The 22072-nt window shown below is 70.9% G+C and carries 19 protein-coding genes and 1 pseudogene; 14 read left to right on the top strand and 6 right to left on the bottom strand.

Annotated elements, in window-relative coordinates; translation table 11 throughout:
* Window positions 1-50 precede the first annotated feature (50 nt).
* From rimO to AB0915_RS00745, 5 genes are all read left to right on the top strand, one after another.
* The gene (gene rimO, locus AB0915_RS00765; protein ID WP_366689003.1) at window positions 51-1529 is read left to right on the top strand and encodes a 30S ribosomal protein S12 methylthiotransferase RimO; all 1479 of its coding nucleotides are present in this window, start codon (window positions 51-53) and stop codon (window positions 1527-1529) included.
* Entirely contained in the window at window positions 1526-2230 is a 705-nt protein-coding gene (pgsA, locus tag AB0915_RS00760; RefSeq protein ID WP_366689002.1) for a CDP-diacylglycerol--glycerol-3-phosphate 3-phosphatidyltransferase, read from the top strand. Before rimO ends, pgsA begins: the two co-directional genes overlap by 4 nt.
* Complete coding sequence (locus AB0915_RS00755) at window positions 2227-2736, top strand: CinA family protein (RefSeq protein ID WP_366689001.1); 510 nt, start codon at window positions 2227-2229, stop codon at window positions 2734-2736. Before pgsA ends, AB0915_RS00755 begins: the two co-directional genes overlap by 4 nt.
* Window positions 2737-2845: 109 nt before the next feature.
* Window positions 2846-3229 (top strand): helix-turn-helix transcriptional regulator, encoded by a 384-nt coding sequence (locus AB0915_RS00750; protein WP_018105285.1) that lies wholly within the window; start codon window positions 2846-2848, stop codon window positions 3227-3229.
* 480 nt (window positions 3230-3709) lie between these two features.
* Window positions 3710-4024: a hypothetical protein gene (locus tag AB0915_RS00745; protein WP_366689000.1), complete on the top strand. Its 315-nt coding sequence runs from the start codon at window positions 3710-3712 to the stop codon at window positions 4022-4024.
* Here the strand turns inward: AB0915_RS00745 and AB0915_RS00740 are convergent.
* The 3 genes from AB0915_RS00740 to AB0915_RS00730 form a co-directional block, all read right to left on the bottom strand.
* Complete coding sequence (locus tag AB0915_RS00740) at window positions 3972-4736, bottom strand: SDR family NAD(P)-dependent oxidoreductase (protein ID WP_366688999.1); 765 nt, start codon at window positions 4734-4736, stop codon at window positions 3972-3974. The genes AB0915_RS00745 and AB0915_RS00740 overlap by 53 nt on opposite strands.
* A gap of 36 nt (window positions 4737-4772) precedes the next feature.
* Entirely contained in the window at window positions 4773-5573 is an 801-nt protein-coding gene (locus AB0915_RS00735) for a DNA-formamidopyrimidine glycosylase family protein (RefSeq protein ID WP_366688998.1), read from the bottom strand.
* Between the two features lie 88 nt (window positions 5574-5661).
* Window positions 5662-10329, bottom strand: coding sequence for a DEAD/DEAH box helicase (locus tag AB0915_RS00730; RefSeq protein ID WP_366688997.1), 4668 nt, complete (start codon window positions 10327-10329; stop codon window positions 5662-5664).
* A 150-nt stretch (window positions 10330-10479) separates the two neighbouring features.
* Here AB0915_RS00730 and AB0915_RS00725 point away from each other — a divergent pair, with 150 nt between their 5' ends.
* The 3 genes from AB0915_RS00725 to AB0915_RS00715 are packed head-to-tail and all read left to right on the top strand — an operon-like array spanning window position 10480 to window position 12462.
* A complete protein-coding gene (locus AB0915_RS00725) occupies window positions 10480-11367 on the top strand; it encodes an AraC family transcriptional regulator (protein ID WP_366688996.1) in 888 nt (295 codons plus the stop codon).
* A gap of 10 nt (window positions 11368-11377) precedes the next feature.
* Window positions 11378-12160 (top strand): AzlC family ABC transporter permease, encoded by a 783-nt coding sequence (locus tag AB0915_RS00720; protein WP_366688995.1) that lies wholly within the window; start codon window positions 11378-11380, stop codon window positions 12158-12160.
* Entirely contained in the window at window positions 12157-12462 is a 306-nt protein-coding gene (locus tag AB0915_RS00715) for an AzlD domain-containing protein (protein WP_358858896.1), read from the top strand. The genes AB0915_RS00720 and AB0915_RS00715 overlap by 4 nt, the downstream gene beginning before the upstream one ends.
* A 154-nt stretch (window positions 12463-12616) precedes the next feature.
* On the opposite strand, the gene AB0915_RS00710 is transcribed toward AB0915_RS00715, so the two are convergent.
* A complete protein-coding gene (locus AB0915_RS00710) occupies window positions 12617-13531 on the bottom strand; it encodes a hypothetical protein (protein WP_366688994.1) in 915 nt (304 codons plus the stop codon).
* 79 nt (window positions 13532-13610) lie between these two features.
* Between AB0915_RS00710 and AB0915_RS00705 the strand changes: the two genes are divergently transcribed.
* The gene (locus AB0915_RS00705; RefSeq protein ID WP_366688993.1) at window positions 13611-13805 is read left to right on the top strand and encodes a DUF3046 domain-containing protein; all 195 of its coding nucleotides are present in this window, start codon (window positions 13611-13613) and stop codon (window positions 13803-13805) included.
* A 183-nt stretch (window positions 13806-13988) separates the two neighbouring features.
* A complete protein-coding gene (locus AB0915_RS00700; protein ID WP_366688992.1) occupies window positions 13989-15158 on the top strand; it encodes an AI-2E family transporter in 1170 nt (389 codons plus the stop codon).
* Window positions 15159-15253: 95 nt separating this feature from the next.
* On the opposite strand, the pseudogene AB0915_RS00695 reads toward AB0915_RS00700, so the two are convergent.
* Window positions 15254-15538, bottom strand: a pseudogene (locus tag AB0915_RS00695) (short-chain dehydrogenase); the annotation flags it as partial.
* A gap of 439 nt (window positions 15539-15977) precedes the next feature.
* Between AB0915_RS00695 and recA the strand changes: the two are divergent.
* Together recA and recX are read left to right on the top strand one after the other, a co-directional pair.
* On the top strand, window positions 15978-17108 hold the full coding sequence (recA, locus tag AB0915_RS00690) for a recombinase RecA (protein WP_366688991.1): 1131 nt from the start codon (window positions 15978-15980) through the stop codon (window positions 17106-17108).
* Window positions 17109-17111: 3 nt separating this feature from the next.
* Window positions 17112-17840 (top strand): recombination regulator RecX, encoded by a 729-nt coding sequence (gene recX / locus AB0915_RS00685; RefSeq protein ID WP_366688990.1) that lies wholly within the window; start codon window positions 17112-17114, stop codon window positions 17838-17840.
* Between the two features lie 146 nt (window positions 17841-17986).
* On the opposite strand, the gene AB0915_RS00680 is transcribed toward recX, so the two are convergent.
* Window positions 17987-18625 carry a hypothetical protein gene (locus AB0915_RS00680; RefSeq protein WP_366688989.1) on the bottom strand — a complete coding sequence of 213 codons (639 nt, stop codon included), beginning with the start codon at window positions 18623-18625 and terminating at the stop codon, window positions 17987-17989.
* A 252-nt stretch (window positions 18626-18877) separates the two neighbouring features.
* On the opposite strand from AB0915_RS00680, the gene AB0915_RS00675 reads away from it, so the two are divergent.
* Together AB0915_RS00675 and AB0915_RS00670 are read left to right on the top strand one after the other, a co-directional pair.
* The gene (locus AB0915_RS00675) at window positions 18878-19489 is read left to right on the top strand and encodes a helix-turn-helix domain-containing protein (protein WP_366688988.1); all 612 of its coding nucleotides are present in this window, start codon (window positions 18878-18880) and stop codon (window positions 19487-19489) included.
* A complete protein-coding gene (locus AB0915_RS00670) occupies window positions 19486-22059 on the top strand; it encodes an FtsX-like permease family protein (RefSeq protein ID WP_366688987.1) in 2574 nt (857 codons plus the stop codon). Before AB0915_RS00675 ends, AB0915_RS00670 begins: the two co-directional genes overlap by 4 nt.
* Window positions 22060-22072 lie beyond the last annotated feature (13 nt).

Genomic DNA, 22072 nt, shown 5'->3' with positions numbered 1-22072 from the left:
GGGAACCCTGCTCGGCGGGGCCCGTGCCAGGACAAAGTAGTCTTGAGCCCATGCCCGAACGCCGTACCGTCGCCCTTGTCACTCTTGGCTGCGCCCGTAACGAGGTGGACTCGGAGGAGCTTGCAGGCCGCTTGGCAGCGGACGGCTGGGAGCTCGTCGAGGATGCCTCCGACGCGGATGTCGCCGTAGTCAACACCTGTGGGTTTGTCGAGGCCGCCAAGAAGGACTCCGTCGACGCACTCCTCGAAGCCAACGATCTGAAGGACCACGGCCGGACCCAGGCCGTGGTCGCCGTCGGCTGCATGGCCGAACGCTACGGCAAGGACCTTGCCGAAGCGCTGCCGGAAGCCGACGGAGTCCTCGGATTCGACGACTACGCCGACATCTCCGACCGCCTCCAGACCATCCTCAGCGGGGGCGTTCACGCCTCCCATACCCCGCGTGACCGGCGCAAGCTGCTGCCGATCAGCCCGGCCGAGCGGCAGGACGCCGCCGTCGCGCTGCCCGGACACGCGCAGGAAGCCGCCCCGGCCCCCGCGGACCTCCCGGACGGCGTTGCTCCGGTCTCCGGGCCACGCGCCCCGCTGCGCCGCCGGCTGGGCACCAGCCCGGTCGCCTCGGTGAAGCTCGCCTCCGGCTGCGACCGCCGCTGCTCGTTCTGCGCCATCCCGTCCTTCCGCGGTTCCTTCATCTCGCGGCGCCCCTCGGACGTGCTGCAGGAGACCCGCTGGCTGGCCGAGCAGGGCGTCAAGGAGGTCATGCTGGTCTCCGAGAACAACACCTCGTACGGCAAGGACCTCGGCGACATCCGGCTGCTGGAGACGCTGCTGCCGGAGCTCGCCGACGTCGACGGGATCGAGCGGATCCGGGTCAGCTACCTGCAGCCCGCCGAGATGCGGCCCGGTCTGATCGACGTACTGACCTCGACGCCGAAGGTCGCCCCGTACTTCGACCTCTCCTTCCAGCACTCCGCCCCCGGTGTGCTGCGGGCGATGCGCCGCTTCGGCGACACCGACCGCTTCCTGGAGCTTCTGGAGACCATCCGGAACAAGGCGCCGCAGGCCGGTGCGCGGTCGAACTTCATCGTGGGCTTCCCCGGGGAGACCGAGGCGGACCTCGCCGAGCTGGAACGCTTCCTCACGGGCGCGCGGCTCGACGCGATCGGCGTCTTCGGTTACTCCGACGAGGAGGGCACCGAGGCGGTCGGTTACGACAACAAGCTGGACGCCGACGTCATCGCGGAGCGGCTCGCGCACATCTCGCAGCTGGCCGAGGAGCTGACCTCGCAGCGTGCCGAGGAGCGGCTCGGGGAGTCCCTGCAGGTGCTGGTCGAGTCCGTCGACCCCACCGAGGACGAGCCGCGCGCGGTGGGGCGTGCTGCGCACCAGGCACCCGAAACGGACGGCCAGGTGCTCTTCACCGCACGCGAGGGTCTCGCGCCGGGCCGTATGGTCGAGGCAAAGGTGGTGGGCACCGAAGGAGTGGACCTGGTGGCCGAGTGTTCCGAGCTTGCGGAGGCGGCCAGATGACGGGAGTCCCGGCATCCGCGGCAGGCGGTTCCGGCGCGAAGCCGGTCCGCGGCGGCAAGCTGGGCGCTGCGGCCGTCAACCAGGCCAGCCTGTGGAACATCGCCAATATCCTCACCATGGCGCGGCTGCTGCTGGTGCCGGGTTTCGTTGTGCTGCTGCTCCACAACGGCGGCTACGACCCCGCCTGGCGGTCCTTCGCCTGGGCGGCGTTCGCCATCGCCATGATCACCGACCTCTTCGACGGTCATCTGGCACGTACGTACAACCTGGTCACCGACTTCGGGAAGATCGCCGACCCGATCGCCGACAAGGCGATCATGGGGGCCGCGCTGATCTGCCTGTCGTACCTCGGTGATCTGCCGTGGTGGGTCACCGGCCTGATCCTCTTCCGCGAGATCGGCATCACGCTGATGCGGTTCTGGGTGATCCGGCATGCGGTGATCCCGGCCAGTCGCGGCGGGAAGATGAAGACGTTGGCACAGGGGACGGCCGTCGGGATGTACGTCCTGGCGCTGACCGGCCCGCTCGCCACACTGCGCTTCTGGGTGATGGCGGTGGCCGTCGTGCTGACGGTCGTCACCGGACTCGACTACGTGCGTCAGGCCGTTGTGCTGCGGCGCCAGGGTCTGGCGGCCGAACGGGCCGCAGCGGCGGCTGCCGAGGCGTCCGAGGTCCGTGGCCCGGCGGAGGCCGAGCGGTGACTGCCGCGGCCCGCGTGCTGCAGCAGCTCGTACGGCGAGGGGAGACCCTTGCCGTCGCCGAGTCGCTGACCGGCGGCCTGGTTGCGGCGGAGCTCACTTCCGTACCCGGTGCCTCGCGCTCCTTCCGCGGGTCTGTGACGGCCTACGCGACGCCCCTGAAGCGGGATGTGCTGGCCGTGGACGGGGCCCTGCTGGCAGCGCGCGGAGCCGTGGATCCCGAGGTCGCCCGGCAGATGGCGATCGGTGTCCGACGGATTCTCGGTGCAGACTGGGGAGTGGCGACCACCGGCGTCGCGGGACCCGATGAACAGGACGGAAAGCCGGTCGGAACGGTTTACGTCGCCGTGGCGGGACCGGACGGCGCGGAGAAAGTGGTCGCGCTGCGGTTGAACGGTGACCGGGCGGACATCCGTAGAGAGAGCGTACGGAGCCTGCTCGAACTGCTCTCCGGAGAGCTCGACGACAATGCGAGCGCACAGGATACGGAACAGAACGGGGGGAATTGATGTTTGCAGCCCTGAGTGAACACGACATCGCTCCCCGCACGGCCGCAGCGCGAGGCGGTACGGTGGGGCGTGAAGGATGCGGCTACGCGGTCCGAGGAGGGAGCCACCGATGATTCTGCTCCGTCGCCTGCTTGGTGACGTGCTGCGTCGGCAGCGCCAGCGCCAAGGCCGTACTCTGCGCGAAGTCTCCTCGTCCGCCCGAGTCTCGCTCGGCTATCTCTCCGAGGTGGAGCGGGGGCAGAAGGAGGCATCCTCCGAGCTGCTCTCCGCCATTTGCGACGCGCTTGACGTACGGATGTCCGAGCTCATGCGTGAAGTGAGCGATGAGCTGTCGCTGGCTGAGCTGGCCGAGTCGGCAGCAGCCAGCGATCCGGTGCCAGTGCCGGTACGCCCAATGCTCAATTCCGTCTCCGTGACGTCGGTGGCAGGTGTGCCGACGGGAAGGGTGACGATCAAGGCACCCGCGGAAGCGGTGGATGTCGTCGCCGCCTGACCCGCGCGGTCCGGTGTGAACCAGAGCCCCGGCCAGCCCCTTCGCAGGGGTGGCCGGGGCCCTGGTGTGTGCGGACGCCGCCGTCAGGACTCGCGCGCCGTTCCGGATGCGTGCGCCGGTCAACGAAGCTTGTGTCCTCCGGACGCCCCGCATCCGGAGCACCGCTTCAGCTCAACGCACTGCGTAGAAGTAGCTGCCCTTCGACGACCGCACCGGAGGTTCTGGATGCGGCTCCGGTGGTCCCGGGCGAGACTGCAGAGAGGAACACCACGGTCACCGAGATCGCAGTGCCTGAGCGGTATCGGTTCCGGAGCGCTGTTCCATACGCAGCTCGGGCCGTGAACCTGCGGCAGCACGCCTGGACGAGCCAGACGGAGAGCGCGTAACGGTGTCCGCCCCGGACATGCGCGCCGGTACTGCGCCGGTACGCCCTCCCGCTGGGCGATCGGGCCGGACTAGGTTCGGCCGGAGGAGGCAGCCATGGTACGGAGATGGGTGCCCGCGCTCGCTCTCGGCGGCGTGTGGTGGTGGGCTGTGCTCCGGCTGATCCTTCAGCCGGAACATGCCGGGGTGGTCGAGGGCGCGGTGACGGCGGGCGGGTGGGGGCTCAGCCTCCTGCCCGTCCATGTGGCCGCGAGCGTCCGGCCCACGGGAACGCTCAGGGCCCGTGCGGAGGCGATCGGTGCCGCCACGGGCGCGTGGTGCATGGCAGGGGTGCGCGGTGTCGAGACGGCCTGGCGTACTACCAGGGCATGGCGACGCCACCGTTCGGACGGAGAATCTGACCCGTCATGAAGGCCGAAGCATCGGATGCGAGATGCAGGACCGTGTGGGCGACGTCCTCGGCCTCACCCACCCGGCCGAGCGGGGATATCCGTACCATCGTGCCCTCGGCCCGGTGCTGCTGCTCTGCGTCGTGGCGGGCGGTCATCGGCGTACGGATCCAGCCGGGGGCGACGGCGTTGACGCGGATGCCCTGAGGGCCCAGCTCGGTCGCCAGGGTCCTGGTCAACTGGACGACCGCCGCCTTGGCCGCGCTGTAGCAGAGCAGGCCCGGACTTGAGGCGTCGACCGCGCCCGAGGCCATGGTGACCATCGAGCCGGGTGCGCCGCGCGCGATCATGCTGCGGGCGACCTCCTGGCAGGCATACAGAACCCCCTTGAAATTGACGGCCATGACCCGGTCGAGGTCCTCGTCAGCCGTCTCCAGAACGCTGCTCGTATGCATGATTCCGGCGACGGCGGCCAGGATGCCGACCTCACCCGCAGTGGTGACCGCGCTCCTGAGCTGACGGCGGTCGGTGACATCGAGGGGATGGGCGTGGGCTTCGCCACCCGCCGCAGTGATCATTTCCCGGGTCTCCAGCAGGCCCTTCTCGTCGAGGTCCGCGCAGTGGACGGTGGCTCCCGCCTCCGCGAGCAGGACGGCACAGGCTCGGCCGATGCCGCCGGCCGCTCCGGTGATGAACGCGGATCGGCCGGTGAGGTCGTACGCGGTGAGAGGCATGTCCGGACCGTACGACTGGATCTGACGGTGCGTCAACTATGGTGTGGGGCCTGATTGGCAACGTGGGCACCAGTAGGCGGGGCGGGTGTTCTGCTCCGCCACGCGGATAGGGGTGCCGCAGCGCAGACAGGGGCGGTGTGTCCTGCCGTAGACCCAGAGACGCTCACGGGGGCCGTAGCCGTCGGGCTGCGCTCGGGTGGTCGTGCGGATCGTGCGGTTGCGGTTGGCTTCGAGGAGCTGCTTGGCCGTGGTGACCAGACGGGCGGCGGTGGAGGCGGGCAGCTCACCGACGGGGAGCCAGGGGGTGGCACGCGCGAGGAAGCAGAGCTCGGCCTTGTAGATGTTGCCGATACCGGCCAGGTTGCGCTGGTCGAGGAGGGCTTCGCCGAGGGGGCGGGCAGGGTCTGCCAGCAGGTTGCGCAGTGCGGTGTCGGGGTCCCAGCCGGGGCCCAGCAGATCGGGCCCGAGGTGGCCGACCGCCTTCTCCTCGTCGGCTGTGCGGAGGAGTTCGAGAACGGGGAGCCGGTAGCCGACCGCGGTGTGGTGGGCGGTGGAAAGGACTGCGCGGATCTGGTGGCCCGGGCCACCGCGCCAGCGCTCGCGCGGACTGTAGAGGCGCCAGGCGCCGTCCATCCCGAGATGGCTGTGCAGGGTGAGGCCGCCCTCGATCCGGGTGAGGAGATGCTTGCCGCGCGGGGTGACGCCGAGAACGGTCCGGCCCGTGAGGTCCGCGGTGGCGAAGCGGGGAACGCGCAGGTCGGAGTGGGTGAGGATCTGACCGGCCAGCGCGATGTGCAGCCGCTGAGCGGTCTGCAGGACGGTATCTCCTTCGGGCATACCTCCATGATGCGTGGTGCGGGGTGGGTATGCGGGCGGGTATCGGTGGATCTGTGCGGCGGTGCGCGGGCTGAGGTGCGGTGCGGGGTCACGCGCGCAGGCGGAGGCCTCTTGGGGTGGCGTGGAATCCGGCCGTCTCCAGCGTGCGGCCCAGCGGCGAGGTCAGGGACGAGGCGCCGTTGGTGCGCTCCACCGTGACCGTGCCGAGTGCCCCGGCGCGCGCTGCACCGGCCAGCGCCTCGGCCGCCGCCCGGAGCGCAGGGTCCTCCGGGTCGGCCGGCCAAGCGAGCAGCGTCTTGCCGCCGCGCTCCATGTACAGCGTCAGTTCGCCGTCGACCAGGACGACCAGGGCACCTGCCTTGCGCCCCGGTCTGTGTCCGGCGCCGTCCGGCGGTTCGGGCCAGGACAGGGCCGCGCCGTACGCATTGGCCGGGTCGGCGGCCGCGAGAACCATGGCGCGGGGCGCCGAGCCCGGTTCCGCACGGTCGCGGGCGGTGGAGACCGCACGGAGCCGGTCGACCGCGCCGTCCATCGCGAACTGGGCCGCCCCCAGACCCTCGACGACGTAGCCGCGGCGAGCCTGCCCGTTGTCCTCGAAGGCGGCAAGGATCCGATACGTCGCGGCAAAGCCGCCCTCGACGCCTTCGGCCTGGACTGCGCCACGGGTCACCACACCGTGCCGGTCGAGGAGGGTGCGGGCCAGGGCGTGGGCGCGGTGCGTGGGATCGGGCTCGGTTCCGGGCAGCAGGGACCAACGGCCCGAGACGGTGGGCGGACCGGTGCGAGATGCGGGGCGGGCCGTGGCGGTGAGCGAGCCGTAACGGCCGCGCGGGACGCTGCGCTTGGCGCGGTGGGCCGTCGATCCCGCCGTGCGTCCGGAGCCGAGAAGCGAGCGCAGCGGAGCCAGCGTGTCGTTGGTCAGCCGGCCGGACCAGGTCAGGTCCCAGAGGGCATCGGCGAGTTGGGGGTCGGTGCAGTCCGGGTGTGTGGTGGCGCGCACCTGATCGGCGATCTGCCGGAAGAACAGCCCGTATCCGCCGGTCAGTGCGGTGAGGACGGATTCGTGCAGCGCACTGAGTTCGAGAGGGTGCGGGGGCGGGAGGAGCAAGGGTGCGCTGTCGGCGAGATAGAGGGACAGCCAGCCGTCCTTGCCGGGAAGGGCACCCGCACCGGCCCAGATCACCTCGCCGGTGGTGGTGAGTTCGTCGAGCAGGGCCGGGGTGTATCCCGTGATGCGTCCGGGCAGGATCAGCTTTTCCAGCGCCGACGCGGGGACGGGAGCGCCCTGCAACTGCTCGATGGCGCGGGCCAGTCCGTCGATTCCTCGCAGGCTGTTGTTCCCGAGATGCTGCCACTGGGGAAGGAAGCCGGCGAGGACTGCGGGCGGGACCGGCTCCAGCTCCTGGCGCAGGGCGGCGAGCGAGCGGCGGCGGAGCCGGCGCAGCACCGTGGCGTCACACCACTCCTGGCCGATGCCCGCGGGGTGGAACTCGCCCTGCACAATCCGGCCCGAGGCGGCGAGCCGCTGCAGCGCGCCGTCCGTGACGGCGGTGCCGAGGCCGAAGCGGGCAGCCGCCTGGGTGGAGGTGAACGGGCCGTGCGTGCGGGCATAGCGGGCAAGGAGATCGCCGAGCGGGTCCTTCACCGGCTCGGTGAACGCCTCCGGGACGCCGACCGGGAGGGCCGTGCCCAGCGCGTCCCGCAGCCGGCCGGCGTCCTCGATCGCCGCCCAGTGGTCGGCTCCGCCGATCCGGACCCGGATGGCCCGGCGGGCCGAGGCCAGCTCCGCGGCCCAGGGCTGCTCGGCGCCGCGCTCAGCCAACTCGGCCTCGGTGAGCGGGCCGAGGACGCGCAGCAGATCGGCGACGCCTTCGATGTCCTTGATCCGGCGGTCCTCGGTGAGCCACTGGAGTTCCTGCTGCAGCTCGCCCAGTACCTCGGCGTCGAGCAGCTCGCGCAGTTCCGCCTGGCCGAGAAGCTCGGCGAGGAGATGGGAGTCCAGCGAGAGCGCGGCCGCCCGCCGCTCGGCCAGCGGCGAGTCGCCCTCGTACAGGAACTGCGCGACGTAACCGAAGAGGAGCGAGCGGGCGAAGGGCGAGGGCTCCTGGGTGGTCACCTCGACCAGACGGACGCGGCGCGCTTCGAGGTCGCCCATCAGTTCCACGAGCCCGGGAACGTCGAAGACGTCCTGAAGGCATTCGCGGACCGCTTCGAGAACGATCGGGAAGGAGCCGAACTCGGAGGCCACCTGGAGGAGCTGGGCGGCACGCTGGCGCTGCTGCCAGAGCGGGGTGCGCTTGCCGGGGCTGCGACGGGGGAGCAGCAGGGCGCGCGCCGCGCACTCGCGGAAGCGGGAGGCGAACAGGGCCGATCCGCCGACCTGGTCGGTGACGATCTGATTGATCTCGCCCTGGTCGAAGGCGACGTCCGCAGCGCCGACCGGAGCCTGGTCGTTGTCGTATGCCGCGGCCAACGGGGCAGCCGGTTCCCGGACCGGGTTCCCGGACGGATCGAAGGACGGATCGAAATCCAGGAGGTCCAGGCCCATCATGTCGGCGTCGGGGAGCCGCAGCACGATGCCGTCGTCGGCATGCATCACCTGGGCATCCATGCCGTACCGCTCGGCGAGGCGCGCGCTCAGAGCCAGCGCCCAGGGGGCGTGGACTTGCGCGCCGAAGGGGGAGTGCACGACGACCCGCCAGTCGCCCAGCTCGTCGCGGAAGCGCTCGACGAGGATGGTCCGGTCGTCGGGGACATGGCCGCAGGCGGCGCGCTGCTCGTCGATGTACGACAGGACGTTGTCGGCGGCCCAGGCGTCGAGACCGGCGGCGAGCAGCCGCGACCTGGCGTCCTCGGGCGACAGTCCGCCGATCTCGCGGAGGAACGTGCCCAGCGCGCGACCGAGCTCCAGCGGGCGGCCCAGCTGGTCGCCTTTCCAGAACGGCAGCCGTCCCGGAACGCCCGGGGCGGGCGACACCAGGACCCGGTCGCGGGTGATGTCCTCGATCCGCCAAGACGTGGTGCCCAGGGTGAAAACATCGCCGACCCGGGACTCGTACACCATCTCCTCGTCCAGCTCGCCGACCCGGCCGCCGCCCTTCTTGGGGTCGGCCCCGGCGAGGAAGACCCCGAAGAGCCCGCGGTCGGGGATCGTGCCACCGGAGGTCACGGCGAGCCGCTGGGCGCCGGGGCGGCCCGTGACAGTACCGGCGACGCGGTCCCACACCACGCGCGGACGCAGCTCGGCGAAGGCATCGGACGGATAGCGGCCCGCCAGCATGTCCAGCACGGCCGTGAACGCCGACTCCGGGAGCGAGGCGAAGGGGGCCGCGCGGCGGGTCACGGCCAGCAGGTCGTCCACCTGCCAGGTGTCCAGGGCTACCATGGCGACCAGCTGCTGGGCCAGCACGTCCAGAGGGTTCGACGGGATCCGGAGCGCCTCGATCGAGCCCGTGCGCATACGCTCGGTGACCACCGCAGACTGCACCAGGTCCCCCCGGTACTTCGGGAACACCACTCCGGCGGAGACCGCGCCGACCTGGTGGCCGGCCCGGCCGACCCGCTGCAGCCCGGAGGCGACCGACGGCGGCGACTCCACCTGGATCACCAGATCGACCGCGCCCATGTCGATGCCCAGCTCCAGGCTGGAGGTGGCGACCACGGCGGGCAGCCGACCCGCCTTGAGGTCCTCCTCGACCTGGGCGCGCTGCTCCTTGGAGACCGAACCGTGGTGGGCGCGGGCGAGCAGCGCGGGGGCGCCCTTCGCCGCACCGGACTCGGCCATGATCCCGGCGGGGGAGTGGGCCTCCGGCATCGTCTCGCCGGTTACCCGCTCGTACGCGATCTCGTTGAGCCGGTTGCACAACCGCTCCGCGAGACGGCGGGAGTTGGCGAAGACGATGGTGGAGCGGTGCGCCTGGACGAGATCGGCGATCCGCTCCTCGACATGGGGCCAGATCGACGGCTTGTCCGCCTGGCCCGCCTGGTCCGGGTCCGTGGCGGGAGATCCGCCGAGCTCGCCCAGATCCTCCACCGGCACGACCACCGACAGATCGAACTGCTTGGTGGACGGCGGCTGGACGATCTCCACCTTCCGCTGAGGGGAGAGGAACCGCGCCACCTCATCGACCGGACGGACCGTCGCCGACAGACCGATCCGCCGCGCGGGACGCGGCAGCAGCTCGTCGAGGCGCTCCAGCGATACGGCGAGATGGGCGCCCCGCTTCGTACCGGCGACGGCGTGCACCTCGTCCAGAATCACCGTCTCGATCCCCGACAGGGCCTCGCGCGCCGACGACGTCAGCATCAGGAACAGCGACTCGGGGGTGGTGATCACGATGTCCGGCGGGCGGGTCGCCATGGACCGGCGCTCAGCGGGCGGGGTGTCGCCCGACCGGATGCCCACCCGCACATCGGGCTCGGGCAGCCCGAGGCGCACCGATTCCTGGCGGATGCCGGTCAGCGGCGAGCGGAGGTTGCGCTCCACATCGACCGCGAGGGCCTTGAGCGGCGACACGTACAGCACGCGGCAGCGCTTCTTCGCCTCGGCGGGCGGCGGAACGGCTGCCAGCCGGTCCAGCGCGGCGAGAAACGCGGCGAGCGTCTTGCCCGATCCGGTGGGCGCGACGACCAGCACGTCCGAGCCCTCGCCGATCGCCCGCCAGGCGCCCTCCTGCGCGGACGTCGGTGCGCTGAAGGCACCCGCGAACCAGCTGCGGGTGGCGGGGGAGAACGCATCGAGAGCAGAGCCGACCATGTTCCCCATCGTGCACCCGACCACTGACAACGGACTGATGCCGGGGGGTGACAAGGGTCGGTACCCCAAGGTGACGAGGGCCGGTACCGGACGGTGAGGATGGCCGGTACCGGACGCTGACCACGGCCGGTACCTGCGAGAATTCCGGCTATGGCGGCACCATCGGTCCCAGGGCCGGCCCCGGATTCGGCCGCGGGGGAGTGGGCTCGGTACTGGCAGTACGCGGAACTGCCCGACCTCGATCTTCTGCGCGCCCGGTACGTCCGCCACACCTTCCCGCGCCACAGCCACGAGGGCTATGTCTTCGGCACCATCACCCGGGGCGTCGAGGACGTCGGGCTGCCCGGCGGCACCGTGCACGCGGGTCCCGGAACCGTCGTCATGATCAATCCGGAGGTGCCGCACACCGCCCGGGCCGGGGCCCCCGAGGGCTGGGTGTACGCCACGCTGTACCCGTCCGCGCAGGTGATCAACGACATCGCGGCCGATACGACGCGGCTGCGCGGCACGGTCGGCTTCGCCGAGACCAGCGTCCTGGACCCGGAGGCGGCCCGGCTCATCGGCGAGGTGCACCGGGCGGCAGAGGAGGGCAATGCGCTCGCCGCCGACAGCATGCTGCGGATCATGGTCGCGCGGCTGCTCAGCCGCCACGGCACCGTGCTGCCCGCCCGTGCTCCCCGGTCGGCCGGCGCCCAGGACGCGGAGCGGGCACGTGCGGTGCTGGAGAGCCGCATGGCCGAGCCGCCGACACTGGAGGCGTTGGCCGCCGAGCTCGGCACCAGCCCCTTCGCCCTGCTGCGTGCGTTCAAGAAGCAGTACGGGATGCCGCCGCACACCTGGCTCACCGATGCCCGGGTGCGGCGTGCACGGCGGATGCTCGACGCGGGCATCGCGCCGGCGGACGCGGCGGCAGGGGTCGGCTTCACCGATCAGCCGCACCTCAACCGTCATTTCACCCGGATCGTGGGGGTGCCGCCCGGCGCGTACCAGCGCGAACGCGCAAAAACGTACAAGACCGGTCCAGCTTCGTCCGCGTAGCGTTCCCGCCGTGCCAGAACAGACAGCATCCTCAAAGAGACTCGGCGAGACAGCCGAGACCGCCGTCGGCGAGGCGAAGCCGGACGCGGCCGTCATCCGCGACGCCCTCGGTGTCGGTATCGCGGTGGGCCTCTCGGGCTTCGCCTTCGGTGTCACCTCGGCGGGCTCCGGTCTCAGCCTGATCCAGACCTGCGCGCTCAGCCTCCTCGTCTTCACCGGCGCCTCGCAGTTCGCGCTGGTGGGCGCCCTTGCCGCAGGCGGAAACCCGTACACCGCCGCCGCCGGCGCGTTCTTCCTCGGCGTACGCAACGCCTTCTACGGTCTGCGGCTGTCACAGCTGCTCGCCCTCCCGCGCGCCGTGCGACCGCTCGCCGCCCACTGGGTCATCGACGAGACGACCGCGGTGACGCTGCCGCAGCCCACCCGGCGGGCCGCACGGATCGGCTTCACCGTCACCGGACTCACCCTGTACGTGCTGTGGAACCTGACTACGCTGCTGGGGGCGCTGGGCGCCGAGGCGCTCGGCGACACCGACACCTGGGGGCTGGACGCGGCAAGCCCCGCCGTCTTCCTCGCCCTGCTCGCTCCGATGCTGAAGAGCACCACGGAGCGCGTCACGGCCGCTCTCGCCGTCCTGCTCGCCCTGGGGGCGCTGCCCATGCTGCCCGCGGGCGTGCCCGTGCTGCTTGCCGCGCTTGCCGCACCCGCTGTCCTCTTCCTGATGGGACGCAGGAAGGCATCGGCCACGAACAGCCCGGCCAAGGACGCGACCACGACGGAGGACGCCCGATGAACGTATGGATAGCGATCGCCCTCACCGCCGCCGGCTGCTACCTCGCCAAGCTGCTGGGGCTGCTGGTCCCCGCGGGAGCACTGGAACGCCCACTCGTACAGCGTCTTGCCGCACTCCTGCCGGTGGCACTCCTGGCGGCCCTCACGGCGCAGCAGACCTTCGGGAACGGACAGCAGCTGGTGCTCGACGCCCGGGGTGCGGGGCTCGCCGCCGCCGCACTCGCCCTGGTGCTGCGCGCACCCTTCCTGGTGGTCGTGGGAGCTGCCGTCGTCGTCACGGCGGGGGTACGCGCGCTCGGATAGCCAACCTGACCGGACAGGCAGCGTGTGCGTCCGTCGCGCCCCGGTCCCAGCAGCCACCGGGTCGCTGCCCTGCTGCTCTGCCCCGCCCCGGGGATCGACGGCGCGTACGCCGCCCCAGGGCGACGGCGTCGGAAGCGAACCGCGCCGCCCGCTCTCAGTGGAGGCTGCGGCCGTAGGCCCGCAGCGTCAGCAGCGCCTTGAGCGTGACCAGGGGGCGGCCCTCCAGGGCGGTGCCCGGTGCCCACTGCCGCCAGTTCACCGGCCAGCCGCCGTCCGCCTGCTGCTCCGCCGCCAGATGGTCGAGCGAGCGTTCCAGCTCCTCGTCGGTGAACCAGCGGCGGGCGAGCGATTCGGGGGTGCGGGCGTAGTCGTACGGGAAATGCTGCTCGCCCGGTGCGTACCCGGCCGCCACCGGGTACTCCGCACGCCGCTCCGGATCCAGTACGGCCAGTCGCTGTTCCCGTACCAGCCGCCCGAGGCGGTCCGCCGCCGCCTCCGCCCGTGCCTGGTCCGGAGCGCCGTCGAGGAAGGCGACCGCGGCCTCGATCTCGTACGGATGCGACTTCTCCAGCGCGTCGACCGCCGCCCAGCAGAAATCGGTGGCCCGGAACAGCCAGGCGTGCCACACCGCGTTGCGGTGCAGCAGTCCGACGACGGGGCCGGTGGCCAGCAACTGGGCCGGAGGGTCGTCGACGATCGGGATGAACGGTGCGGCCGGATAGCCGCGCTGCGAGGGGAGAAGTGCGGGCAGCGCCCCCTGCTTGGTCGACACATCGGTCAGGAAGCGGCAGATCCGCTCCACCCGCAGGCCGCTGCAGCGCCCGATGGAGTCCAGAACGCTGAGCGCATGGGCCGTGTGCAGCGGCTGGCTGACAGGGCCCCGCAGATCCGGTTCGAGTGCGTGACCGTATCCGCCGTCCTCATTGAGATAGGCGGCGAGCGCGGTCTCCACCGCGTCCGCGCCCCCTCCCAGGAAGTGATGGGCGAACCGCCGCTGCTCGAGGACGCGGGCCGTGAGCCAGACGAACTGTTCGGCACGCTTGAGGGGGCTTGCTCCTGTTCCGGCCATGGACCGACCGTAGGCCGGTAAGCGCTCTCGACAATGCGTAGCCGCGCGGCTGCACTCTCAGGAGCGGGATACTGAAGTCATGCGGTTGACGATTTTCTGGGAACGGATGGCGGACCACTTCGGTGCGGGGTACGCCGACTCCTTTGCGCGCGACCATGTGATGGCCGAGCTCGGCGGGCGTACGGTGCACCAGGCGCTGGCCGACGGCTGGGAAGCGAAGGACGTCTGGCGCGGGGTCTGCACGGCGGTCGGCATCCCCGCCGACAGACGCTGACGCCGTGCCCACCCACCGCTGGACCTCAGCTGTTCCGGGGGCGGGCGGCCGGCTGCCACAGCCGTAGGCGAGACTGGATCCGTGGCACCGACAGACGAGACAGCCCAGACCCAGCCGCCCTTGACCCGGCCCGTCCCGCCGGCCGCGCCATCGACCCCGCCTTCCGGCAGCGGGTCGGCCCGAATGCCCCCCTGGCTGCCGCGTGCCATGGTTCTCGCCCTTGCGCTCTACGCCTGCTTCCGGCTCGGCAGTTGGGCGTTCGACCAGCTCATCGGGCTGTTGATCAATATCCTGATCGCCTTCTTCCTGGCGCTCGCCATAGAGCCTGCGGTGAGCCGGATGTCGGCGCGGGGTATGCGTCGCGGTCTGGCCACCTTCCTGGTCTTCCTCGTGGTGCTGATCGCCGTGGCCGGGTTCGTCGCGCTGCTCGGCTCGATGCTCGCGGGCCAGATCGTCGACATGGTCGAGGAGTTCCCCAAGTACCTCGACTCGGTGATCAACTGGATCAACCAGAATTTCCACACCGATCTCTCCCGGGTCGAGGTTCAGGACAGCCTGCTGCACTCCGACTGGCTGCAGAAGTACGTCCAGAACAGCGCGACCGGTGTGCTCGACGTCTCGACCACCGTGCTGAGCGGGCTCTTCCGGCTGCTGACGATCTTCCTGTTCTCGTTCTACTTCGCGGCCGACGGTCCCCGGCTGCGCCGCGCCCTGTGCTCCATGCTGCCGCCCGCCCGGCAGGCCGAAGTGCTGAGGGCCTGGGAGATCGCGGTCGACAAGACCGGCGGCTTTCTCTACTCGCGTGGACTGATGGCGCTCATCTCCGGGATCGCGCACTACATCCTGCTGGTGATCCTCGGTGTGCCGTACGCCCCGGCGCTCGCGGTCTGGGTCGGCCTCGTCTCGCAGTTCATTCCGACGATCGGTACGTATCTGGCGGGCGCCCTGCCGATGCTGATCGCGTTCACCGTCGACCCCTGGTACGCCCTGTGGGTGCTCGGATTCGTCGTGATCTACCAGCAGTTCGAGAACTATGGGCTGCAGCCCAAGCTCACCTCGAAAACCGTGGACATCCATCCGGCGGTCGCCTTCGGCTCGGTCATCGCCGGTACGGCTCTGCTGGGCGCCGTGGGCGCGCTCATCGCGATCCCGGCCGTCGCCACGCTGCAGGCATTCCTCGGCGCCTATGTGAAGCGCTACGACGTGACGGACGACCCACGGGTGCACGGACGGCATCTGTGGCGGCGCGGCGAGTCGGTGCTCCCACGGCTGCGGGGCGTGGCGACCCAGGCTCCGGGGGGCGACGGTGACACGGATGCCGAGCGGTCGAGCGTCCCGGATCCGCGGGCCTGAAACGACAACCGGACGGCAGGTGGCCCGGCAGGTTGCGTCGCGCGCGGTGCAGGAGCGCAGGTTGCGGGGCGTGGGGGTGCGGTCCGCGGGCGGGCTCAGCGACAGCCCGTCACGTCGGCCGACAGGCTCGCGTCCTGGACCTCGGGGACGTACCACCAGGCGTCGGGGCGCCTGCTGTTGAGGTCGGTGAAGCCGTGGGCCTGCGCCAACTGCCCGCTGGACAGAAACTGCCCGTTCCAGCATGCGACCTCCGGGTCCTGCGCGAGCGCGGCCACTGCCCGGCCGACGAATGCGGGACTCTCGGAGAGGGCGAAATGCGGCGCGTGTGCGATCGTGTCGCGCCGGTTCGCCTTGGCGACGCCGTCCGCGCTGTGATCGATGGTCTGCGGACGGTTCATCTCCGACTCATTTCCGACCGTTGGGTCCCGGTCGTCCGCCCGGTCACGTGGACAGTCGCTCCGAAACCGCTCCCAGCTGAACGGCGATGCCTCGGCCCGCACCGCGCGTGGCGCCGGCGACCAGGGCCGCCCTTTTTGCCGGCGATGTTCCCATATGGCCAGAATCCAGCATGAGATTGATCATGTTTTCTTGACTCCCTGAGCGTGTGATGCTAGCGCGCTACTCTGAGGGCGGGCCGGTCCGGTGCGGTGCGCTTGACACTGAAATCGAACATCCATTCTCATGGGATTCCGGCCGGGTTTTCCCGGGCCCGACCGTGGAGTTGTCCACAGGCCGGGAGGACGTCGAGGCCCATTGTCAGTGGCAGGGGTTAGCGTCTTTGACGTGAAGCGATCGACTCAAGCAAATCGGGTGGAACCCATGGCAGGAACCGACCGCGAGAAGGCGCTGGACGCCGCACTCGCACAGATTGAACGGCAATTCGGCAAGGGCGCGGTGATGCGCCTCGGTGAGCGGCCGAACGAGCCCATCGAGGTGATCCCCACCGGGTCGACCGCACTCGACGTCGCCCTCGGCGTCGGCGGACTGCCGCGCGGCCGTGTGGTGGAGGTCTACGGGCCGGAGTCCTCCGGCAAGACGACACTGACGCTGCACGCGGTGGCGAATGCGCAGCGGCTCGGCGGCTCGGTGGCCTTCATCGACGCGGAGCACGCCCTCGACCCCGAGTACGCGAAGAAGCTCGGCGTCGACATCGACAGCCTCATCCTGTCCCAGCCGGACAATGGTGAGCAGGCGCTCGAGATCGTGGACATGCTGGTCCGTTCGGGTGCTCTCGACCTGATCGTCATCGACTCCGTCGCGGCGCTCGTGCCGCGCGCGGAGATCGAGGGTGAGATGGGCGACTCGCACGTGGGTCTGCAGGCCCGTCTGATGAGCCAGGCGCTCCGCAAGATCACCAGCGCGCTCAACCAGTCCAAGACCACCGCGATCTTCATCAACCAGCTCCGCGAGAAGATCGGTGTGATGTTCGGCTCCCCGGAGACCACGACCGGTGGCCGGGCGCTGAAGTTCTACGCATCGGTGCGCCTTGACATCCGCCGCATCGAGACGCTGAAGGACGGCACCGACGCGGTCGGCAACCGCACCCGCGTCAAGGTCGTCAAGAACAAGGTCGCGCCGCCGTTCAAGCAGGCCGAGTTCGACATCCTCTACGGCCAGGGCATCAGCCGCGAGGGTGGTCTGATCGACATGGGCGTGGAGCACGGCTTCGTGCGCAAGGCGGGCGCCTGGTACACGTACGAGGGTGACCAGCTCGGCCAGGGCAAGGAGAACGCCCGTAACTTCCTCAAGGACAACCCCGACCTCGCCAACGAGATCGAGAAGAAGATTCTCGAAAAGCTGGGCATCGGTGTCAGGGCGGACGCGGCTCTGGGCGTCGAGCCCGGTGCGGACGCGGCGGGCGGCGCTGCGGCTCCGGCCGACGGCGCGAAGTCGGTGCCCGCTTCGGCCGGCAAGGCCAAGCCGGCCAAGGCTGCGGCGGTCAAGAGCTAGACCGTGACGCGTCGTACGGAGTGGCCGGACAGCGCTGTCGGCGCCCGTCCCGGCCCAGGAGCCGCCGGGCGCACGGCCGATTCCGCGTCCGAGTCCGCATACGGGCCGGAGGCCGGTCCCGGTCACGGAACCGGCTCGGGCGGGCGATTCGGCGAGGGGGCGGACAGTCGTGCCCGCTCCCGCTCCAGGAACAGCGGCTCCCCTGCCTCGTCGAGGGCCGGGGAGGGGGAGCCGCGAGACCCGGTCGAGCAGGCGCGCAATATTTGTCTGCGGCTGCTCACCGGGACCCCGCGCACCCGCAAGCAGCTTGCGGATGCGTTGCGTAAACGGGAGATCCCGGACGAGGCAGCCGAAGAGGTGCTGTCGCGTTTCGAGGACGTCGGGCTGATCGACGACGCGGCGTTCGCGGACGCTTGGGTGGAGTCCCGGCACCACGGCCGGGGGCTGGCCCGCCGCGCTCTCGTCCGGGAGCTGCGGACCAAGGGGGTGGACTCGGCGGTGATCGACGAGGCCGTCGGGCAGCTCGACTCCGAGCAGGAGGAGGAGACGGCCCGCGAACTCGTCGCGCGCAAACTCCGCTCCACTCGCGGACTGGACCGCGACAAGCGGCTGCGTCGCCTTGCGGGCATGCTCGCGCGCAAGGGGTACGGGGAGGGGATGGCCCTGCGTGTGGTGCGCCAGGCACTCGAAGCAGAGGGCGAGGACACGGAAGGCCTGGACGAGCCGTTCTGACGGCGTTGCTATCGGGATGTGCAGGGCTGCTTACGCAGGGGGCATGTACGCAGCAGATGTACACGGCGCGAGCGTTGGGCGCAGTGGGCGTGCCCGGTGGCAGTATGCACGCCGGGGGTTGCTGCGGGTCGGGGGAGGCGCGGCGGTCACTGTCCGGCATGTGAGGCGCGGCGGATGGTGGCGTCCAGCAGGGCCACAGCATCCGCCGCGGTGCGGCCCGGGTGCCGGTTCCAGGGGCCGATCAGGTCGGTCCAGCCCTGCGAGCGAAGCTCGGCGACGATCCAGGCGCCGGCCCGGTCCACGGTGCCGAGGGAGCCGTAGCCCAGGCGGTGTGCGGTGAGGAGAGCGCCGCAGACGCATCGGGCGCCGCGGGCGTTCCGCAGCCGGTACGGGGCGTTCTGCCATCCCCACTCAATCAGGATCTGCCGCGCGTAGGCGAGGTGGGTGGAGGGCCGCAGTTCGGGTTGCCCGATGCGGCGCCAGCTGTGGAACCGATCGGGGAGGATCGCGCCGAGGCGCCCGGGGAGGGGGCGCTCGCGTGGGGCGGCCGGGGGCACGGAGCGGACCGAGTCGGCGATCAGCTGATCGACGGTCACGGACAGCAGATCGTGCCAGTCGGCCGGATGCCGGTCCGCCGGGTGTGGCACGGAGCCGGGTGAGGCGGAACGCACCGGTTCGGGGACGGTGATGTCCCAGCCCGTGACGATCTGCTGCCAGGCCTCCGTGTCGTGGAGGCGGGCGGCCTGACGGTCGAGCTGGTCGGGGGTGAGGGCGGTGGTCGGCATCTGTGTGGCATCTCCGTCATATCGGTTCCTTGTATGAGGTGAATGTCTGCCTTGTGGTGAATGTGCTCCACCGGAGTGAGCCATTCGGGTGCGTGTCGGGTCGGATCCTGGTCGGTCCCGGGTCGGTCTTGGGTCGGTTCCGGAGCGGTTCCGGGGGAAGGCGGGACAGCGGCTGCCGGGGGAAAACCCCCGCACGAAGACGCCGACGTGCTCCAGTGCACAGGTACCTGTGCACAGAGCACTGTGTGACGCATGGCAGAGAAGTCCGGTGGCACCGACATCACAGAGCTGGCCGCTCTCCGAGCGCTCGCACAGCCGAGGCGGCAGCAGATCCTTCAGCACCTCACCCTGCACGGTCCCGCGACGTCCGCGATCCTTGCCCGCGCCCTCGGGCTGAACACCGGGGCCACCAGCTACCACCTGCGCGAACTGGCCAGGTACGGCTTCGTGGAGGACATCCCGGCCGAGGAGCCGGACGGGCGTCGGGCGAGGTGGTGGCGGGCCGTTCCCGGCGACCGGCGCTTCCCGCCCCGGTCCCGCCAGAGCCCCGAGGTACGGCTCGCCATGGACGAGCTGAACCGCCATGCATACGCCGCCGACCTCGCCCTCTTCGATCAGCTTCAGCGCGACGGCGGTGAACGGGGCGAGTGGGCCGACGCGTTCCCGTACTCGCGCGGCACCATCCGGCTCACGCTCCCCGAACTCCGCGCGTTCTTCGAGGAGTACATCGCCCTCATGAACCGCTACAAGCGGTCCGATGCCGACACTCCGCCGGGCGCCCGCACGGTCCACACCCGGCTGCTCGCCTTCCCGGCCCCGCCCCTTGCGGCCGACAACCTCACGAGAGAGACGGACGCATCATGATGCTGCGCTACGCATTGCAGACGATCCGAGACCGCAAGGGCGGGTTCCTCGGCGCCCTGCTGGCCCTGATGTGCGCCGCTGCCCTTGTCACCGCCTGCGGCACGCTCCTGGAGACCGGCCTGCGCGGACGGATCGCGACCGAGCGCTATGCCGCCGCTCCGCTCATCGTCTCCGCCGACCAGAATGTCCACCGGACCACCGTCAAGCACAAGGGCAACGGGAAGACGAAGGTCAAGCACAAGGCGAAACCCGTCGCTGAGCGTGCCTGGCTCCCCGCGGCCACCGCGGACCGGATCCGGAACATGGACGGCGTACGCAAGGTGGTCCCCGAACTCACCTTCCTCGCCGTGCCCGTTGCCCAGTCCGCCGGCAAGCCTGCCGGCAAGACCACTCCATCTTCCACGCCTTCCTACGGACACTCCTGGGCCTCCGCTTCTCTCACGCCCTTCGCTCTCACCGCAGGCCGTTCCCCCGTCTCCGCCGACGACGTGGTGATCGACCGCGGTCTCGCCGAGCGGACCGGCCTGAAGCCCGGAGACCGGCTCACCGTGCAGTCCACCGGCGCTCCCCGCCCGTACCGCATCAGCGGTGTCGCGGCCCCGGCCCACCGCGGCGACCTCCGGCAGCAGACCTCCCTCTTCTTCTCCGGCGCCGAGGCTGCCCGCCTTTCCGCCCGTCCCGGCCAGGTCACCGCCCTCGGTGTGGTGCCCGCGCCGGGCACGGACCTCGACCGGCTGAAGCAGCAGGTGGAGCAGGCGCTCAGGGGCACCACCGCGCAGGTGTCCACAGGCGACGACCGCGGCCCCGTCGAGTTCCTGGATGCCGCGGGCGCCCGGATCAAGCTCGTTTCCATGGGCGGTGCGATGGGTGGCACCTCACTCCTCGTCGCGATCCTCGTGGTCGTCGGCACCTTTGCGCTCTCCATCCAGCAGCGCCACCGTGAACTGGCCCTGCTGCGCGCCATCGCCGCCACACCGCGCCAGGTCCGCCGTCTTCTTGGCCGTGAGGCGCTGGCCGTCGGGGCCGTGGCCGGTGTGCTCGGATCGCTCGCCGGACTGCCGCTCGCCGGCTGGCTCCACAGTCGATTCATCGATATGGGTGCGATCCCGCCGTCGCTGGAGCGCACCACGGGCGTCTTCCCGGTTTTCGCCGCCCTCGCCGTCACGCTCCTCGGCGCCTGGGCAGCCGCCAGGATCTCCGGCCGCAGGATCGCCCGTATCCGCCCCGGCGAGGCCATGGCCGAGTCCACGGTCGAGCGCGAGCGCCCGGCCACGGTCCGGATCGCCGCAGGTCTGGTGCTGCTCGCGGGCGGCGGAGCGCTCGTCGCCGTACTCGGCAGCCTGCGCACCGAGGCGGCCTCGACCCCCGTCACCTTTCTGGCCGTCGTGGTGCTGGCCACGGCCGTGTCGCTGCTCGGACCGCTGCTCGTCAAGGTGACGGCGACACTGCTCGAGGGCCCGCTCCGGCTGACCGGTTCCGGGGGCACTCTCGCCACCGCGAACATCCGTGGAAACTCGATCCGGATGGCCGCCGTCGTCACCCCGCTCACCCTGCTCATCGCGATGACCTGCACGGTTCTCTTCGTCCAGCCGACCCTCGGTGACGCCGCCCGCGCCCAGGCCCGCGAAGGAACCCGTGCCACCTGGGTCCTCTCCTCCCAGGGGCCCGGGGTCCCGTCCGCCGCAGCCGAGACCGTGCGCAGGACACAGGGTGTGACGGCCGCCACCGAGGTCGTACGGACCACGGTCAGGGTCGGCCTCGAGAAGTTCACGGCTCAGGGCGTCACCCAGGCCGGTCTCACCCACACCTGGGACCCCGAGGTGACCAGCGGCTCGCTCGCCGGTTTCGCCGCCCGTCCCGATACCGCCGCGATCAGTGAACTCGCCGCCGAACAGCTGGGGCTGCACGCCGGCAGTGAGCTGACTGTGCACCTCGGCGACGGCACACCCACCACCCTCACGGTCGCCGCGGTCTACACCCGCGGCCTCGGTTTCGGCGATCTGACCCTGCCCCACGACCTGATCGCCCGTCACATGGACAACCCCCTCGCCGCCACGGTCCTGGTCGCGGGAGACAGCGACCGCAGCCGGCTCGTTGCCGCTGTGCGGAAGTTCCCCGGCATCGCCGTGCTCGCCCCTGCCACCGCCGACCGGCTCCAGGCGGACCGGCAGCAGCAGAACGCAGAGGTCAACTATCTGGCCATGGGCCTGGTTCTCGCCTTCACCGCGATCGCGGTCGTCAACACCCTCGCCATGTCGGTGTCCGAGCGGATCCGGGAGTTCGCCATGCTCCGGCTGGCCGGTGCCACTCGCCGCCAGGTCCTGCGGATGCTCCGCATCGAAGCCCTGTCGGTTCTGCTGATCGCCGCCGTCCTCGGCACCGGCATCGCTCTCGCCGTGCTGACCGCCTTCAGCATCGGCATGACCGACAGTGCGGCGCCCACCGTCCTGCCGTCGGTGTACGCGACAGTGGTGGGCGCAGCCGCACTGCTGGCACTCGTCGCCTCGACGCTGCCCGGCCGACTGGCACTCAAGGTCAGCCCGGTGGAGGTGGCGACGTCCAAGCAGTGACACCGCGGGCCGG

The sequence above is a fragment of the Streptomyces sp. NPDC048411 genome, assembly GCF_040704695.1.
GTDB lineage: Bacteria > Actinomycetota > Actinomycetes > Streptomycetales > Streptomycetaceae > Streptomyces.
This window is presented reverse-complemented; position numbering and strand designations above follow the sequence as displayed.

Bases quoted from the DNA above. Each gene is read 5' to 3' on its own strand.
- AB0915_RS00750 (WP_018105285.1), top strand. From the start codon at position 2,846: ATGATTCTGCTCCGTCGCCTGCTTGGTGACGTGCTGCGTCGGCAGCGC.
- pgsA (WP_366689002.1), top strand. From the start codon at position 1,526: ATGACGGGAGTCCCGGCATCCGCGGCAGGCGGTTCCGGCGCGAAGCCG.
- AB0915_RS00705 (WP_366688993.1), top strand. From the start codon at position 13,611: ATGCGGTTGACGATTTTCTGGGAACGGATGGCGGACCACTTCGGTGCG.
- AB0915_RS00745 (WP_366689000.1), top strand. From the start codon at position 3,710: ATGGTACGGAGATGGGTGCCCGCGCTCGCTCTCGGCGGCGTGTGGTGG.
- AB0915_RS00710 (WP_366688994.1), bottom strand. From the start codon at position 13,531: ATGGCCGGAACAGGAGCAAGCCCCCTCAAGCGTGCCGAACAGTTCGTC.
- AB0915_RS00730 (WP_366688997.1), bottom strand. From the start codon at position 10,329: ATGGTCGGCTCTGCTCTCGATGCGTTCTCCCCCGCCACCCGCAGCTGG.
- AB0915_RS00675 (WP_366688988.1), top strand. From the start codon at position 18,878: ATGGCAGAGAAGTCCGGTGGCACCGACATCACAGAGCTGGCCGCTCTC.
- AB0915_RS00680 (WP_366688989.1), bottom strand. From the start codon at position 18,625: ATGCCGACCACCGCCCTCACCCCCGACCAGCTCGACCGTCAGGCCGCC.
- AB0915_RS00725 (WP_366688996.1), top strand. From the start codon at position 10,480: ATGGCGGCACCATCGGTCCCAGGGCCGGCCCCGGATTCGGCCGCGGGG.
- rimO (WP_366689003.1), top strand. From the start codon at position 51: ATGCCCGAACGCCGTACCGTCGCCCTTGTCACTCTTGGCTGCGCCCGT.
- AB0915_RS00670 (WP_366688987.1), top strand. From the start codon at position 19,486: ATGATGCTGCGCTACGCATTGCAGACGATCCGAGACCGCAAGGGCGGG.
- AB0915_RS00715 (WP_358858896.1), top strand. From the start codon at position 12,157: ATGAACGTATGGATAGCGATCGCCCTCACCGCCGCCGGCTGCTACCTC.
- AB0915_RS00700 (WP_366688992.1), top strand. From the start codon at position 13,989: ATGCCCCCCTGGCTGCCGCGTGCCATGGTTCTCGCCCTTGCGCTCTAC.
- AB0915_RS00735 (WP_366688998.1), bottom strand. From the start codon at position 5,573: ATGCCCGAAGGAGATACCGTCCTGCAGACCGCTCAGCGGCTGCACATC.
- AB0915_RS00740 (WP_366688999.1), bottom strand. From the start codon at position 4,736: ATGCCTCTCACCGCGTACGACCTCACCGGCCGATCCGCGTTCATCACC.
- recA (WP_366688991.1), top strand. From the start codon at position 15,978: ATGGCAGGAACCGACCGCGAGAAGGCGCTGGACGCCGCACTCGCACAG.